This is a genomic window from Agrobacterium tumefaciens, from assembly GCA_025559845.1.
In the GTDB taxonomy this organism is placed as follows: domain Bacteria; phylum Pseudomonadota; class Alphaproteobacteria; order Rhizobiales; family Rhizobiaceae; genus Agrobacterium.
The window spans coordinates 1,192,604-1,208,072 of sequence record CP048470.1 but is presented as its reverse complement, the minus strand read 5'-3'; the positions used below and the strand labels follow the sequence as shown (position 1 = coordinate 1,208,072).

10 protein-coding genes and 1 pseudogene are annotated in these 15,469 nt (G+C 56.5%); 8 read left to right on the top strand and 3 right to left on the bottom strand.

Going from position 1 to position 15,469, the window contains the following annotated elements; genetic code table 11:
* The first annotated feature begins 420 nt into the window (after positions 1 to 420).
* The 5 genes from repA (at position 421) to FY156_21875 (ending at position 6,017) form a co-directional block, all read left to right on the top strand.
* Positions 421 to 1,635 carry a plasmid partitioning protein RepA gene (gene repA / locus FY156_21895; GenBank protein ID UXS04151.1) on the top strand — a complete coding sequence of 405 codons (1,215 nt, stop codon included), beginning with the start codon at positions 421 to 423 and terminating at the stop codon, positions 1,633 to 1,635.
* Positions 1,632 to 2,645 carry a plasmid partitioning protein RepB gene (repB, locus tag FY156_21890; GenBank protein ID UXS04150.1) on the top strand — a complete coding sequence of 338 codons (1,014 nt, stop codon included), beginning with the start codon at positions 1,632 to 1,634 and terminating at the stop codon, positions 2,643 to 2,645. Before repA ends, repB begins: the two co-directional genes overlap by 4 nt.
* A gap of 188 nt (positions 2,646 to 2,833) precedes the next feature.
* Positions 2,834 to 4,111, top strand: coding sequence for a replication initiation protein RepC (locus tag FY156_21885; protein UXS04149.1), 1,278 nt, complete (start codon positions 2,834 to 2,836; stop codon positions 4,109 to 4,111).
* A 366-nt stretch (positions 4,112 to 4,477) separates the two neighbouring features.
* Complete coding sequence (locus tag FY156_21880; GenBank protein UXS03188.1) at positions 4,478 to 4,660, top strand: hypothetical protein; 183 nt, start codon at positions 4,478 to 4,480, stop codon at positions 4,658 to 4,660.
* A 151-nt stretch (positions 4,661 to 4,811) separates the two neighbouring features.
* A complete protein-coding gene (locus tag FY156_21875; protein ID UXS04148.1) occupies positions 4,812 to 6,017 on the top strand; it encodes a hypothetical protein in 1,206 nt (401 codons plus the stop codon).
* A 12-nt stretch (positions 6,018 to 6,029) separates the two neighbouring features.
* Here the strand turns inward: FY156_21875 and FY156_21870 are convergent, their stop codons facing one another.
* Entirely contained in the window at positions 6,030 to 7,499 is a 1,470-nt protein-coding gene (locus tag FY156_21870; GenBank protein ID UXS04147.1) for a glycosyl transferase family protein, read from the bottom strand.
* A 214-nt stretch (positions 7,500 to 7,713) separates the two neighbouring features.
* Here FY156_21870 and FY156_21865 point away from each other — a divergent pair, with 214 nt between their 5' ends.
* Positions 7,714 to 9,756, top strand: a complete 2,043-nt coding sequence (locus tag FY156_21865; protein ID UXS05198.1) for a TonB-dependent receptor — start codon at positions 7,714 to 7,716, stop codon at positions 9,754 to 9,756.
* A gap of 50 nt (positions 9,757 to 9,806) precedes the next feature.
* On the opposite strand, the gene FY156_21860 is transcribed toward FY156_21865, so the two are convergent.
* Positions 9,807 to 10,775: a LysR family transcriptional regulator gene (locus FY156_21860; GenBank protein UXS04146.1), complete on the bottom strand. Its 969-nt coding sequence runs from the start codon at positions 10,773 to 10,775 to the stop codon at positions 9,807 to 9,809.
* Between the two features lie 195 nt (positions 10,776 to 10,970).
* Between FY156_21860 and speB the strand changes: the two genes are divergently transcribed.
* Together speB and FY156_21850 are read left to right on the top strand one after the other, a co-directional pair.
* Positions 10,971 to 12,029, top strand: coding sequence for an agmatinase (gene speB / locus FY156_21855; GenBank protein ID UXS05197.1), 1,059 nt, complete (start codon positions 10,971 to 10,973; stop codon positions 12,027 to 12,029).
* Positions 12,030 to 12,249: 220 nt separating this feature from the next.
* Positions 12,250 to 12,414, top strand: a pseudogene (locus FY156_21850) (ATP-dependent acyl-CoA ligase).
* A 102-nt stretch (positions 12,415 to 12,516) separates the two neighbouring features.
* Here the strand turns inward: FY156_21850 and FY156_21845 are convergent.
* On the bottom strand, positions 12,517 to 15,306 hold the full coding sequence (locus FY156_21845; protein ID UXS04145.1) for a bifunctional aconitate hydratase 2/2-methylisocitrate dehydratase: 2,790 nt from the start codon (positions 15,304 to 15,306) through the stop codon (positions 12,517 to 12,519).
* Between the last annotated feature and the right edge of the window lie 163 nt (positions 15,307 to 15,469).

Genomic DNA, 15,469 nt, shown 5'->3' with positions numbered 1-15,469 from the left:
ATACCTCCTCATGCGCACCCAGCCCAGAAACACGCCTATGACGCATTCCGGGCATACTCTAGTCAACGAGTAGAGATTAAAACCAGCCCCAAGTCCACCCGTCAATTCAACGACGACTTTCCACAGCAGAGATTCAGAGACATTCCGGGCGCTGTTAACCGCGGCTAACTTCGCGCTGCACGGCTGCAAGGACCAAAGAATCCTTGAATCTTCGAGGAATCTTTTAGCCGGTTAGCCGCGGCTAACAGCGTCGCGGTGAAAATCGAAAATTTGATTCTTCGCCAAGGCCTTAGCGTGCGTTCTGAATCTAAAAAAAAGCCTATTGCGCCCAAAAGAGAATCGGCGCTTATATTTCAGCTGCGGAAAAAACCGTCTTTTTCGGAAAAAACCGCAACTGCACCATCGAGCGAAAGAAGAGCTATGACACAGAGCGCCGACTCAAAACTTGCTGCAAGGGCTCCCGATCTCACGGGGCTTATACAACAGCATTCGGCTGCGTTGTCAGCCCAATTGCAGGCGCACAATGCAAATACCTTTTCGCCGCACACCGAAAAGAGCATGCGGCATTTCTCTCCAGCAGAGACAGCCAAGCTGATCGGTATTGGCGAAGCCTATCTGCGTCAGATTGCAGCCGAGCTTCCCGGCCTCGACGCCGCGCAGGCAAACGGCCGCCGCTCCTACTCTGTCGATGACATTCAGAACATCCGAAAGTTTCTTGACCAGGGCGCTCGTGGAACGCGCCGTTATCTGCCGCACCGCCGTGAAGGCGAAGAGCTGCAGGTCATCGCGGTCATGAACTTCAAGGGTGGCTCCGGCAAGACGACCACCTCCGCTCATCTCTCCCAATATCTGGCACTGCGTGGTTACCGCGTGCTCGCGATCGACCTCGATCCGCAGGCCAGTCTTTCGGCTCTTTTCGGTCATCAGCCGGAAATCGATGTCGGCCCGAACGAGACGTTGTACGGTGCTATCCGCTACGACGACGAACGTCGCCCCATCGCGGAGATCGTTCGCGGCACATATATTCCTGATCTGCACATCGTTCCCGGCAATCTGGAACTGATGGAGTTTGAACATGACACGCCGCGCGCGCTCATGCGCCGCGCTCCTGGCGATACGCTGTTCTTCGCTCGCATTGGCCAGGCGATTGCCCAAGCGCAGAATTTCTACGATGTCGTGGTGATCGATTGCCCGCCGCAACTCGGTTATCTCACGCTTTCTGCACTCACTGCAGCTACTTCCGTTCTCGTCACCGTTCACCCGCAAATGCTGGATGTCATGTCGATGAACCAGTTTCTGGCAATGACCGGCGATCTCCTGGCAGAAATCGGCAGAGCTGGCGCACAATCCGATTACAACTGGATGCGTTATCTCGTGACCCGTTTTGAACCGAGCGACGGACCGCAAAACCAGATGGTCGCATTTCTCCGTTCGATTTTCGGAGACAACGTTCTCAACCATCCAATGTTGAAGAGCACCGCCGTTTCCGACGCCGGTTTGACGAACCAAACTCTTTTCGAAGTAGAACGTACCCAGTTCACCCGGTCCACTTACGATCGCGCATTGGATGCCATGAACAGCGTCAATGCCGAGATTGAAGGACTTATCAAGAAAGCATGGGGTAGGGCAGCATGAGCAGGAAACAGATCTTCGCCAATCTCGGTTCGCCGAATGCCGAAAACAATGAGCCGGCACAAGAACGCGCTCGTCCCCGTATCAGACCGATCCTCGGCTCTCCGGAACTCGTCAATGATGTTCTCGGTTCGCCTGTCGGCATGATTGGCCAGTCGCTGAATGAAGTAAACGAACGCAGCAAGCGCGCCGAAGAAATCGAAAAGCGTCTTGCCGAAGGTTTGACGATCGTTTCACTTGATCCTGCCGATATTGATCCTTCCTTTATTCCGGACAGAATGCCGTCGTCTCCAGAAGATGATGCCGGCCTAGTGGAAGCCATTCGTGAACAGGGCCAGCAGGTTCCTATTCTCGTCCGTCCACACCCGGAATATCCCGGTCGTTATCAGGTCGCTTTCGGTCATCGCCGTCTGCGCGCCATCTCTGCACTCAACATTCCTGTCAGAGCCGTCGTTCGCGATCTGACCGATGAACAGCTCGTCGTCGCCCAGGGTCAGGAAAACAACGAGCGTCGCGATCTCACCTATATCGAGAAGGCCCGTTTTGCCCAGAAGCTGCAGATACGGTTCTCTCGCGACACGATCATGGCGGCAATGTCTCTCTACAAGAGCGATCTTTCCAACATGCTGTCCGTTGTCGGTCGTATTCCGGAAGACCTGATCGATCTCATCGGCCCGGCCCCCAGCGTCGGCCGCCGCAACTGGATGGATCTTGCCGAACAGCTTTCATCCTCGCAGGTGAAGGAAGCTGCCCGCGCTTATGTCCGGGAACCAAACGTTGCTGCCCTTGCCTCTGAAGACCGTTTCAAGTCGCTTCTCGATTTCCTGAAGCCTAAGGCGCAGGCAAAAAAGGCTGGCGTATGGTCTTCCGACACCGGCAGCAGACTGGCGAAAATCATCGAGAGCGATCGCAAGGTTGAAATCTCGATCGACCGGAAGGAAGCGCCTGAATTCGCAGACTTCGTTCTGGAACATCTTCAAACACTGTTTGCTGAACATCAGTCCAAGCAGTGATTTGTAACGTCAACGACTAACAGGAGACTAGAGCCCAAAAGAAAAAAGCCCCCGAACGTTGCCGCGCGGAAGCCCTTTCTTTGATTTAAGCACCCAAAGAATCTCATTTCCGCGAATCATAGTCAAGAGTCTTGGCATCGAAATTTTTCGGTGAGCGATTTTCTTTTGCCTTGTGAAAGGTGAAAGACATGGACAGCACATGCGTAACGACGCCTTTTGGGCGGCGAACAATGTCGTTTGACATTCTCGCAACCCAATTTGCCGCACAAAAGATAAAATCAACTCCGGCCACCGATAAGTGGAAGCTCTATCGCTCCGTCTGTGAAGCACGCCCATTGCTTGGCGTGACCGATCGTTCCTTGGCGGTACTGAACGCGCTTTTGAGCTTTTATCCAAAATCCGAACTTGCTGGTGACGCCGATCTCGTGGTGTTTCCATCCAATGCGCAATTGTCTTTGCGTGCGCATGGCATGGCCGAACAAACTCTGCGTCGGCATCTCTCCGCTCTGGTGGACGCCGGCCTTATCATTCGCAAGGACAGTCCGAACGGAAAACGATACGCCCGTAAGGCGAGGGGTGGCGAAATCAGCGAAGCCTATGGTTTTTCGCTCGCACCACTTCTTGCCCGCAAAGCAGAGATTGAGGAGATGGCCGAAAAGATCATCGGTGAGCGTCTCGATCTTCAGCGTCTTCGTGAGAAGATCAGCCTGTTCCGTCGGGATATCCAGAAATTCTGCGAGATGATTTCGGTCAATGGCCAGGTGAACAAGGCAACCGAGTTCCTGGACCGTTATTCTGCCGCGGCAAACTCCCTTGGCCGTAACCCGAAAGCCGCTGATCTCGCGAAAATCGCCGATATTCTGGCTTCTCTCCGTGCAGAGATTGCCAACTATCTGGAAAATATTGCGAAATCGGAAAAAATAAGCGGCAATGACCGCCAAAATGAGCGTCACATAAAGAATTCAGAATCCGAATCTATATCTGAAGCGGCCATTTTCGATCAAACCAGCGGCGTTGTGCCGGCTGCCCCACAAGCCACGCCTGTACAGGTTGCCGTCACCAGCAACGTAAAACCCGATCACCCACAGTCAAAGCCTGTTCTTCAAAAGCAATTTTTTGTTCCTGATATTGTTTTGGTTTTGAAAGCTTGCCCAGACATTGCCCTCTATGCCCCAGCTTCCCGAGTGACAGGATGGCGAGATCTCGAGGTTGCGACATCAGTGGTCAAAACCATGTTCAATATCAGCCCTTCCGCTTATCAGGATGCGGTTGTCATTCTTGGTCGTCACGCAACGGCGGCAGTCCTGGCGTGCCTGTTGCAGAAGGCCGAGCAGATCAGCTCTCTTGGCGGATACCTGCGTAATCTGACACAGAAGGCGCGTGACGGCAGTTTCGACCTTAATGCGATGCTGATGGCCCAACTGCGTAACCGCAGCGACGCTGGAGCAGGAGCCGTGCGGCAATAAGGCGAGGGAACGGGCAAGGGACCCGTTCAGTTGCGAAAACGAGCTTATGGAGGTACTCTGACGCCAACAAAGATTTCTGAAAGATTCGTTTCCAGACAGGCGGGCTGTGGGTTGAATACACAGCCAAATGGGTTCCTATGGTTAATGCGATGTAAAGAAAGTTAAGTGCGATTTCGCTTTCGTTTTGGATTTTCCATAAGAAGTTTCAATAACTTGAAATCTGCTCCTTTTTTGTCGATGCACAGCCTATCGGATGCTTGAGAATACAGATCACAGGGATAACGCTGCTGGTTTGCTGAACGGGAACGATGAAACCTAAAACCGAATTGCGCGTTTCTGTCCGGTGTTGCCAACGGAACAGAATTGATGACCTTTCCCGACGATATGGAACTGGCAGTGGCGCTTTACATGGCGGAGACCGCCTCACCGCGACCGCAGGCCATTGAACGTCTTTTGAGAGAAAGGCTGGGCAGGACGAGTTACCTGACAGCGAAAGCGGAGAGCCCCATCTCGGTGGGGCCAGAAGTGCAAAATGCACATTCCCGTTGAACTGCCTCCCGTTAATCTGGGAGGGTGAGGGAAGGTCGAGGGACATATGCGAACCGCCTCAGTGCCGTATTGTTTTCAATGGTCGATCTTGAATAGCCACGCCGCCCGCTTTTTTCCTCTCACGTGAATGGCCAATGTATATGGGGGCAACATGACCGCTGGGACCGAACCACAGCCGTCCGAAAACAAACGTCTTTCGAAAAGCTGGATCAAACAGGAAGGGCATGAAGCGGAAAAGGCGACCTTCCCGGAACTCTTTTTCGATCTGGTTTTCGTTTTTGCATTGATCCAGCTATCGCACGCGCTGGCGGAAGATTTTGGTCCAACCGCTCTCCTTGAGGCAGCCATCCTTATCCTGTCTTTGTGGTGGCTCTGGATTCATACGACCTGGATCACCAATCTCCTGAACACGGAAGTTGAGCAGGTTCGGCTTCTTCTTTTTGTCCTGATGTTTGGCGGTGTCTTGCTGGCCATCGCGCTTCCTGAAGCATTTGCAGAGCAGGGCCCGGCATTTGCTCTCATTTACAGCGCACTACAGATTGGCCGAAGCCTTTTTGCCCTTTACGTTTTCAGGGACGAGGACAGGCAATCCTTTCTTGTCTTCGCACGTGTCACGGTCTGGCTCGTCATCTCCAGCCTCTTCTGGATTGCCGGTGGTTTCTCAGATCTGACAGGACGGCTTCTTTTCTGGGGCGTCGCACTCGCCATCGAATATGCCGGTCCCGTCTGCCGTTATGTCGTTCCTGGAATTCCCTCGAGCGATGAGGACAGGCTGCATCTGTCGGGAGAGCATCTCGCAGAACGTTGTGCGCTGTTTGTCATCATCTGCCTGGGAGAAACGATCCTGACAACCGGTCGAACCGCGACGTCCTACATGAACTCCGGCATGACGTTTGTGGTCTTCTGTTCGGCGTTCATTAGCACGGTGGCCATGTGGTGGATCTATTTTCACCATGGACAGCAAAAGGCATCGAGCAAGGCCGAGCATGCGGATGAGAAGGCCAAGATTGCCCATAACCTTTTCAACTACGGCCATCTGCCCATTGTGGCAGGCATTATAGTCACTGCGGTGGGTGAGGATTTCAGCCTCTCTCACAGCCACGAGGGTGCGACGCTCCGCGAAGCGATAGCCATTCTCGGCGGCCCCATCCTGTTTCTCGCTGGCAATATCGGCGTGAAAATCGCTGCCGCATATCAGCGGCCCGTCTCGCATTTCGTCGGGGTTGCGATCCTATGCCTGCTTCTGCCGCTTGAGGGCCTGCCGCTTTACGTTTTGCAACTGGCAAGCACGGTGGTACTGTTGATGGTCGCGATCTGGGAATATCTGGCGCTGCAGAAAAGTACCGCCAACGCCTGAGGCAAATCCAAGTCAGACGTGGGCGACGCTGCGCGAACGCTCCTGCCAGAGATTGAGACTGCGTGCGACGGCATCATCGAACGACATGGTCATGTCGTTTACCAGCATCAGGGCAACTGCTGCCGTAGAAATGATGGTCGCTTCAGCTCGTTCATCGCGTGCAGCTCCCGTCCAGACGGCACGCCAATATTCGAAGGTCGTGAACATGGTCGGCATTTCCGCAGGCGGCATGTCGCGGCCGGGAATGAAAGCCTCGATATCTTCGCCTCGCGAGAGGCCAAAAATCCGGGTGCTGCGGAAGGGCGTGAATTGTGCAAAGTCCCGGGTGTTGCCGAGAACTGCGAGGTTATCCATCTTCAGCAGTTTGGCCGTATCGCGGTGCAGTTCCTGATAAGACGGGCGCGCAACGCCGATGATCACGTTTCGGGCGCGCAACGGGTTGAGCAGATGGACCACGGTGTTCAGGGGCAGGCGCATCTCCAGCAGCCCATGCAGTCCGAGCAGGCTCTGGAACTGTGGCGAGATACCGCCGATGGGAAGATAAGCCAAGCCGTGCGATGCCGTTGCTTCGGCCGCTTGAGCCAGGGATTGGCAAATCGGAATGCCGCTTGTTTCCGCAGCGATTTCCAGCTTGCCGCTGTTGTCGCCCTGGCCCATGTGTCCGTGCAGAAGCACACTGTAGCCTGCCATGGCAACCAGGCGGGCAGCATGCAGAAACCACGGTGCGTCCCGGTGCTTGGGTGAAATATAAACGGGCCAGTCTAGATCGACCGATCCCGGCGGGTTCTGGCCCCTGTTCATATGCTCCCACATGGCCTCGATGAAACCGGCAAGCTCCGCTGCCGTTCCACCGCGATAATGCATTGTCGCCAGCAGGGCGCCGATCTGTATGGGATCTGCATCGCCATCGAGAATAATGGAAAGAGCATCCATCGCTTCGGTTTGGCTGAGCGGTCGGCTGTTACCGATGCCCATCGAGGAGGTCGCGATGTATTTCGCCAATCGCTGCTGTGGGCCGGCATTGTGACCGATGTTGGCAAGACGGGTGGCAATGTGCTCGGGCGTGGGCTGCCCCTCAAGCAGAAGGCTGGGACGCACGGCCAGGGGCGGCGCCTCCATCAGCAACGGTCGCTCCCATCCGGTCGTTTTTGCCGGAGCGGCCGGGTCAGGCCGATCCTTGCTGTAATCGATGAGATTTTCAGCCTCCGCCGCCAGGGAACGAATGCGCAGTCGCATTTCTTCGGCAAAGGGTGTTGGCAGAAGGCCTTGCCCGGTGCGAAGGAAAATCTGGTCGTCATATTTTTCGCGAAGCTGCTGCAAAATCCGGCTCATCGAAGAGGTCGGCAGCCCCATGCCAGCCGCCGCGCGGCTGACACTGCCTTCACGCAGCAGCGCGTCAAACGCGATCAGCAGCTTCAACTGTCCGAGCTTGTCAGGCTTCGCAGCCGATGCCTCGTCTTCATTTCGCTTCTTGGTTGCCATTCGTCGATATTTCGCCCCACCGCTGGCTGGCGAAGCCCCCATTTTGCAATTTCCAGAATTTAGAATTGTTCGAAAACAAAGCCGTTGTGCCTGTCACTGCTCCTAAATAAGTGGGGGTAAATTCTCAAGTTAAATGCGGGGGCATAACATGGAAGTGAAGCGCTGCAGCCATTTCGGGGCTGGAAAAGTTACGCGAGCCGTCATCACTGTTGGCATGGCGGGCACTGCGTTGGGTCTGGCCGTTCCGGCTTTCGCCCAGCAGGCAACCGAAAACAACACCGTACTCCAGCAGATCGTCGTAACGGCTGCGGGTTTCGAACAGAACGTCAAGGACGCGCCTGCCAGCATTACGGTGGTGACGCGCGAAGATCTGGAGAAGGGATCTTACCGTGATCTGACCGATGCGCTGCGCGAGGTGCAGGGCGTGGCCGTCACCGGCATCGCCAATGAAAGAGACATTTTCATTCGCGGCCTGCCAGGTGCCTACACGCTGATCCTGGTGGATGGAAGACGCCAAAGCACGCGTGATGCCCGTACAAACGGCAATTCCGGTTTCGAGCAGAGCTTCATACCGCCGGTCTCGGCCATCGAGCGTATAGAGGTCGTTCGCGGCCCGATGTCTTCGCTTTATGGTTCGGATGCCATGGGCGGCGTCATCAACATCATCACCCGCAAGGTTGGCGATGTCTGGTCCGGCTCCGTGACGACCGAAGGAACGGCACAGCAGCATTCACGCTTCGGCAATAGCGGTCAGGTTTCCTGGTATGCAAACGGGCCGATCCTCAAGGACGTGCTCGGCCTGCAGGTCTGGGGTCGCGGTTTCAAACGCAGTGAGGATCGTATCCTGAACGGCACGACGGGTGCTAAGGAGTTTGATTTCAACGGCCGGCTGACGTTGACACCGAATGAGGACCACGACATTTACCTCGAAGCTGGCAAGACACGTCTGCGTCGCGACGCAGAGCCGGGGGAATCCCTTGCCGCGACGGATGCGAACAGCACCTACAACATCAACACGCGTGACCATTGGTCGTTGTCGCACACCGGCCGGTGGGGGCCAACCACCTCGGAATTCTCGATCCAGCAGGAATGGGCCGAACGCACCAATTTCACGCGCAATGTCCGAACTGGCCGGGTTACCGAAAACCCGCGTTCTCCGGAAATCCGCAATACCGTTATCGACGGCAAGTTCACAACGCCGTTCGAACTGTTTGGCGGTCATACGCTGGTCACTGGCGGACAATATTTCGAAGCACAGCTCACCGACCAGAATCCAGGTCGCCGTTCCGGTCTGGATGAAACATTTTCCGCGACGCAATGGGCGCTTTTCGTCGAGGACGAATGGCGCATCATTGACAGCTTTGCCCTGACCGGCGGTTTGCGCCTCGATAACCACGAAAAATACGGCAACCATTTCAGCCCGCGTATTTACGGTGTCTGGAGCGCGACCCAGGATCTGACCATCAAGGGTGGTGTTTCCACTGGCTTCCGTGCACCCGAAATCCGCCAGGTAGCGCCCGGTTACGCCTACACCACGGGCGGCGGCGGCTGCACCTATGGCCCAACCGGCACTTGCGGCGTTATCATTGGCGATCCCAATCTGGAAGCGGAAAAGAGCACGAGCTACGAGCTGGCAGCGCTCTGGGACAACGGCGATGTGGCGCTCGGTGCGACCTATTTCTACACAGACTTCAAGGACAAGATTTCCAATGCCCTGGTACTCGATTCCAGCGGCGATCCGGTGCGCTGGAGCGAAGATCCGAACTACCGCCTCTGGTACAACTACAACATCGATGATGCGGTGATCCAGGGTGTCGAGTTGACCGCGACCTGGTATGCGACACCGGAACTGACCTTCCGTGGCAGCTACACCTACACGCATTCGGAACAGAAGACCGGTGACTATGAAGGTCTGCCGCTGGCCCGTACGCCTGAGCATATGGCCAACCTCAGAGGGGACTGGGTAACGCCGATCGACGGACTGGAAGCATGGGCATCGGTCAACTACCATGGATCGGAGATCAACGCGGGGCCGCGTATCGGCACCAATGGCACGGCCGTCACGATCAACGGCAAGGCGGCGCGTAAATACGACGCCTACACCACCCTCGATATCGGCGCGAAATATGCCGTGGCTGAAAACGTCGATTTCAATGCGGCGATCTATAACGTCTTCGACAAGGATGTTGGCACCGACGATTTCAACACCGTCATGGAAGGTCGTCGCTTCTGGGTCAGCATGACAGCCCGGTTCTAATAGGCTGTACAGAGGAAAAGAGATCGAGGAGGCGCCGCAAGGCACCTCTTTTATATTGAGGAATCGTCTTCTACCCTCGAACGAGGCTGGCGCTGTCTGAGAATGGTGCGTGCGGAGTTGAGGGGCTCATGCGGCATATCGCTTTCGATCGTTGCAAACAGCCAGTCGATGAAGGCCTGGACGATCGGTGCTGCCCGTTTGTCTGAGCGGCATGCCACATAAAGCGCATGGTTTGCGGGCACTGCGAGATCGAACGGTGCGACGAGTTCGCCTTTTGCAATGAGGTCGCCCGCCGTGATCGAGTCACCGAGGGCGACACCCTGATTGTGCAACACGGCCTCCGTTGCAAGACGGGCATCTCCCATGAAGTGCTGGCGGCCACGGGGCAGATCGCGGGCGTCGGCCGCTGCGAGCCAGGTATTCCATTCACGACCGTCGTCACAATGGAGTAGCACGTGGTCCTGCAGATCGCGGATGGAACGCAACGGCTGCATGTTGAGGAGTGTGGGGCCGGCAACGGGAAAGAGCGAAAAGCGGCTCCATAGGCGCGTCCAGCAATCACCCCAGTTACCGTCGCCATAAAGGATCGAGACGTCGACATACGGGGAAAAGGGCGACGCTGCGTCGTTCGATGCAATCAACCGCAAGGTCACACCGGGGAACTGTTCGGTAAACCGGTCCATGCGCGGTATCAGCCAGAAGGACAGGAGTGCCGCCACACATGTCACGGTCAGCTCGCCGCTGGTTGCCGGCCTTGTCATCGCCGCCGTCGCCGCCGCGATCCCGTCAAACGCGCTGGTCACAGCCGGCAGAAGCAGCGCGCCTTGTGGCGTGAGTTTCAGGCGCTTGCCGTTGCGCTCGAACAGAGGCGTATCGAACGACTGTTCCAATGCCCGGATCTGATGGCTGATCGCGCCGTGCGTCACGTTGAGTTCCCGGGCGGCGGCGGACACCGAGCCTCGCCGGGCAGCGGCTTCGAACGCGCGCAAAGGGTTCAGCGGTGGCAGACGGCTAGGCAAAGGGGTGCACTCCACGGCAATTCATGTGAGAATTTCTCACATAAAACGCTATAACAATGTCAATTGATTTCCAATCCCAATCGTCCATAGTTGTCGTCAATAAGAATGAAGGGGATGAAAAAGCTGCGTGCCGATGTCGGCCGTAGACGGGTGTGCTTTGTTTTCGTCACCCCTTTCCAACTCTGTGAGGCAGATATGGCGTTTGACGACAAGAAACTGGAAGAACTGCGTTCGAAGTACGGGCAGGGTCATGGGGGAGATCTGTTCGACCCGGAGTTTCGAAAGGTTGCCGACAAGATTTTCAATGAAGGCGGTACGCGCCTTGCGCCTTACTCCGGCATCCCGACATTTCTGACGGCCCCACATCTATCCGTCGATGCTGAAACGCCTGATTTCGGCGATCTCCAGGTGGCCCTGCTCGGTGTGCCGATGGATCTCGGCGTTACCAACCGGCCCGGCTCCCGCTTCGGGCCGCGCGCACTGCGTTCCATCGAACGCATCGGACCCTATAACCACGTACTTGGTTGCGCTCCCGTTCATGAACTGCGCGTTGCGGATATTGGCGATGTGCCGTTCCGAAGCCGTTATCGTCTGGAATTGAGCCATGAGGATATCGAAAAACGCGTCGACCAGATCGTTTCTGCCGGTGTCGTGCCACTCTCCGTCGGAGGAGACCATTCGATCACCCACCCCATTCTTCGCGCCGTGGGAAAAAATCGCCCTGTCGGCATGATCCATATCGACGCGCATTGCGATACGGGTGGGGCTTACGATCTGACGAAGTTCCATCACGGTGGACCGTTCCGCAACGCCGTGCTCGATGGTGTGCTCGACCCGACGCGTGTGATCCAGATCGGTATTCGAGGTGCGGCGGAATATCTATGGGAGTTTTCCTACGAGTCCGGCATGACGGTCATCCATGCCGAAGAGGTTACCGGGCTTGGCATTCCAGCCATTATCGAGAAGGCGAAAGCGGTGATCGGCGATGGCCCGACCTACCTGTCCTTTGATATCGACAGTCTGGACCCGGCATTTGCTCCCGGTACCGGCACGCCGGAAATCGGTGGTTTGACCAGCCGCGAGGTGCTGGAACTGATCCGTGGCCTCAAGGGGATCAATCTGGTTGGTGGCGATGTCGTGGAGGTCGCGCCGCAATATGACGCAACAACGAACACCGCCCATGCCGGGGCGCAGGTTCTGTTTGAAATCCTGAGCCTGATGGTCTTCAGCCCATTCGTGAACGGCGAGCGCTAAGAGAGCACCGGCGGATCGATTGTTCCATGCGCTGCGATTGCGTGGCGGTGGCTTCTTTTGCTTGGGCCTGCTCTATCTTCGGGCGCCGCCAGCCATCGAAATAGACCTGGCGGCAACCGTTACCAGCGCGGAAAAGCGCTGCTCGGCTTCTCCCGGCGTATAGCGGCTCCGCGAAACCGCGGTGTTGATGGCGCCACATGGTCATTGGCATCCGTCAGAGCTTTCCGCCTGGCTCGGTGAACGGCTGGCCACCTACCAGAACCCGCGTTACATCGCTGTTGTCGATGAGTTCGAACGCACGCCCAGTCAACGGATCATGAAGCACAGGCTGCCGTCAGGCATTGATACGTGCTGGGATCGCCTGTCCCTGCCCATGGCGTCCTGACCCTTCAGCGCCGCTTTATCGCCTGTAAAATCTGGCTTTTAAACAAAACGGCCCGCGAAGAGATTGTCTTCGCGGGCCGCACTATTTTTTGAGATCGAAATCTTAGTAGTGAACCGAAAGGGAATCGATCGGTGTGGTCTTCGGCGGTGCGAACTTCGTCAGATCAATGCCGTCGACAGCCGAGCGATACTCTTCGATGCTCGGGGTGCGACCGAGAATTGCCGACAGCACCACGACCGGGGTCGAGGCCAGCAGCGATTCACCCTTCTTTTCGGCGGTATCTTCCACAACACGTCCCTGGAAGAGACGGGTCGAGGTTGCCAGAACGGTATCGCCCTTTTCAGCCTTTTCCTGGTTGCCCATGCAGAGATTGCAGCCCGGACGCTCAAGATAAAGGATGTTCTCGTATTCGGTACGGTTGGACGTCTTCGGCTTCAGGTCATCGAATTCAAAGCCGGAGTACTTCTGCAGGATTTCCCAGTCCCCTTCAGCCTTCAACTCATCGATGATGTTGTAGGTCGGCGCCGCAACGACGAGCGGCGCCTTGAACTCGACCTTGCCTTCGGCCTTTTCGATGTTCTTCAGCATCTGCGCGACGATCTTCATGTCGCCCTTGTGCACCATGCACGAACCAACGAAGCCGAGGTCCACCTTCTTGGTGCCACCGTAATAGGACACCGGGCGGATCGTATCGTGGGTGTAGCGGCGCGACACATCGACGTTGTTGACATCAGGGTCGGCAATCATCGGCTCGTCAATCACGTCGAGATCGACAACGACTTCGGCGAAGTATTTCGCATTGGCATCCGGCGTCAGTGCGGGCTTTTCACCCGAACGGATCTCCGCAATGCGCTGGTCAGCCTTGTCGATCAGGCCCTGCAGGGTCTTGCCGGCATTGTCCATGCCCTTGTCTATCATGATCTGGATGCGCGACTTGGCGATTTCCAGCGACTCGATCAGGGTTTCGTCCTGCGAGATGCAGATCGAAGCCTTGGCCTTCATTTCGGCCGTCCAGTCGGTGAAGGTAAAGGCCTGGTCAGCGAGAAGCGTGCCGATGTGCACTTCGATGATGCGGCCCTGGAACACGTTGTCGCCGTGCTGCTTGAGCATCTGCGCCTGGGTTGCGTGAACCACGTCGCGGAAGTCCATGTACGGCTGCATCGTGCCCTTGAAGGTCACCTTGACCGACTGCGGGATCGGCATGGTTGCTTCGCCGGTGGCGAGCGCCAGTGCGACGGTGCCGGAGTCCGCACCGAAGGCGACGCCCTTGGACATGCGGGTATGGCTGTCGCCGCCGATGATGATTGCCCAGTCATCCACGGTGATGTCGTTCAGCACCTTGTGGATCACGTCCGTCATCGAATGATAGACGCCCTTCGGGTCGCGCGCGGTGATCACGCCGAAATTGTTCATGAAGGACATGAGCTTCGGAATGTTGGCCTGTGCCTTCTTGTCCCAGACAGATGCCGTATGGCAACCGGACTGGTAAGCACCATCCACGAGCGGCGAAATGACGGTCGCCGCCATGGCCTCGAGTTCCTGCGCGGTCATCAGACCGGTTGTGTCCTGCGAGCCAACGATGTTGACCTTGACGCGAACGTCGGAACCGGCGTGCAGAACCTTGCCCGGCGTAACGCCGACGGCGTTGCGGTTGAAGATCTTTTCAACTGCGGTCAGGCCCTGGCCTTCGATCGCGATTTCCTTGTTCGGAGCGAAGACAGGCGTCGCCTCGATGCCAAGAGTTTGCGCGGCAAATGTCTGGAGCTTCTTGCCGAAGACGATAGCGTAGGAGCTGCCGGCCTTCATGAATTCCATTTTTTGCGGCGTGAAAGCAGCGGCAACATCGACCAGCTCATTGCCAGTCTCGTCGCGAAGCTTCTTGTTCTTCGCGTCGATCTTCAGGACAGTGCCGGTCTCGACCGAGAATTTCTGCTCAAGGATCGGGTTACCGTCATTGTTGAGGATCGGCTTGCCGTTTTCACCGGTCTTCTTGACCCAGTTCTTCAGGTTGATGCCGATGCCGCCCGTCACGTCGACGGTGGTCGCGAAGATCGGCGAAATGCCGTTGGTGCCTGCGACGACAGGGGCAAAGTTGACGAAAGGAACGTAGGGGCTGGCCTGCTTGCCGGTCCACAGCGCCACGTTGTTGACGCCCGACATACGCGACGAACCAACGCCCATCGTGCCTTTTTCGGCGATCATCATCACGCGCTTGTCCGGATGCTGCTTCTGCAGCGCGACGATTTCCGCCTGCGCTTCCGGCGTGATCATACACTGGCCGTGGAGCTGGCGGTCCGAACGCGAATGCGCCTGGTTGCCGGGGGAGAGAAGGTCGGTGGAGATATCGCCTTCTGCAGCGATGAACGTAACGACCTTGATCTCGTCTTCGACATCGGGAAGCTTGGTGAAGAACTCGGCCTTGGCGTAGCTTTCCAGAACGTCCGTCGCAATGGCATTGCTAGCCTTGAAGGCATCACGCAGGCGGAACATATCGGCATCATACAGGAAGACCTGGGTCTTCAGAACGTCACCAGCCTGCTTGGCAATCGCAGCGTCGTTGCCGAGCGCGATGTCGAGCAGGACTTCGACCGACGGGCCACCCTTCATGTGCGACAGAAGTTCCAGCGCAAATGTCGGTGTGATTTCGGGAACAACCGTCTCGCCGAGAATGATTTCTTTCAGGAACGCTGCCTTGACGCCAGCCGCACTCGTGGTGCCGGGCAGGGTGTTGTAAATGAAGAACTTGAGAGCATCGGACCGGTGCTCGCTGCCGGCGTCCTTGATCAGCGTAATGATTTCGCTGGTGAGCGCGCCGTCATCAATCGGCTTGGGTGCAAGCCCTTGCGTTTCTCTGCTTTTGATTTCAGCCAGGTAGTCCAGGTAAAGGTTCATCGCAATCCCAACTTCATGATGTATATGGCGTCGAAATGCGGCGCCATCAAACCGTTTTGTTCATCGGCTCGGGTTCCTATGGGTCTCGAATACGTCACCCAAGGCCGACTGACAAGATGTCGCACTTCAGTAAAAAAGTAGTGCTTTTCATTCAACATTCAAC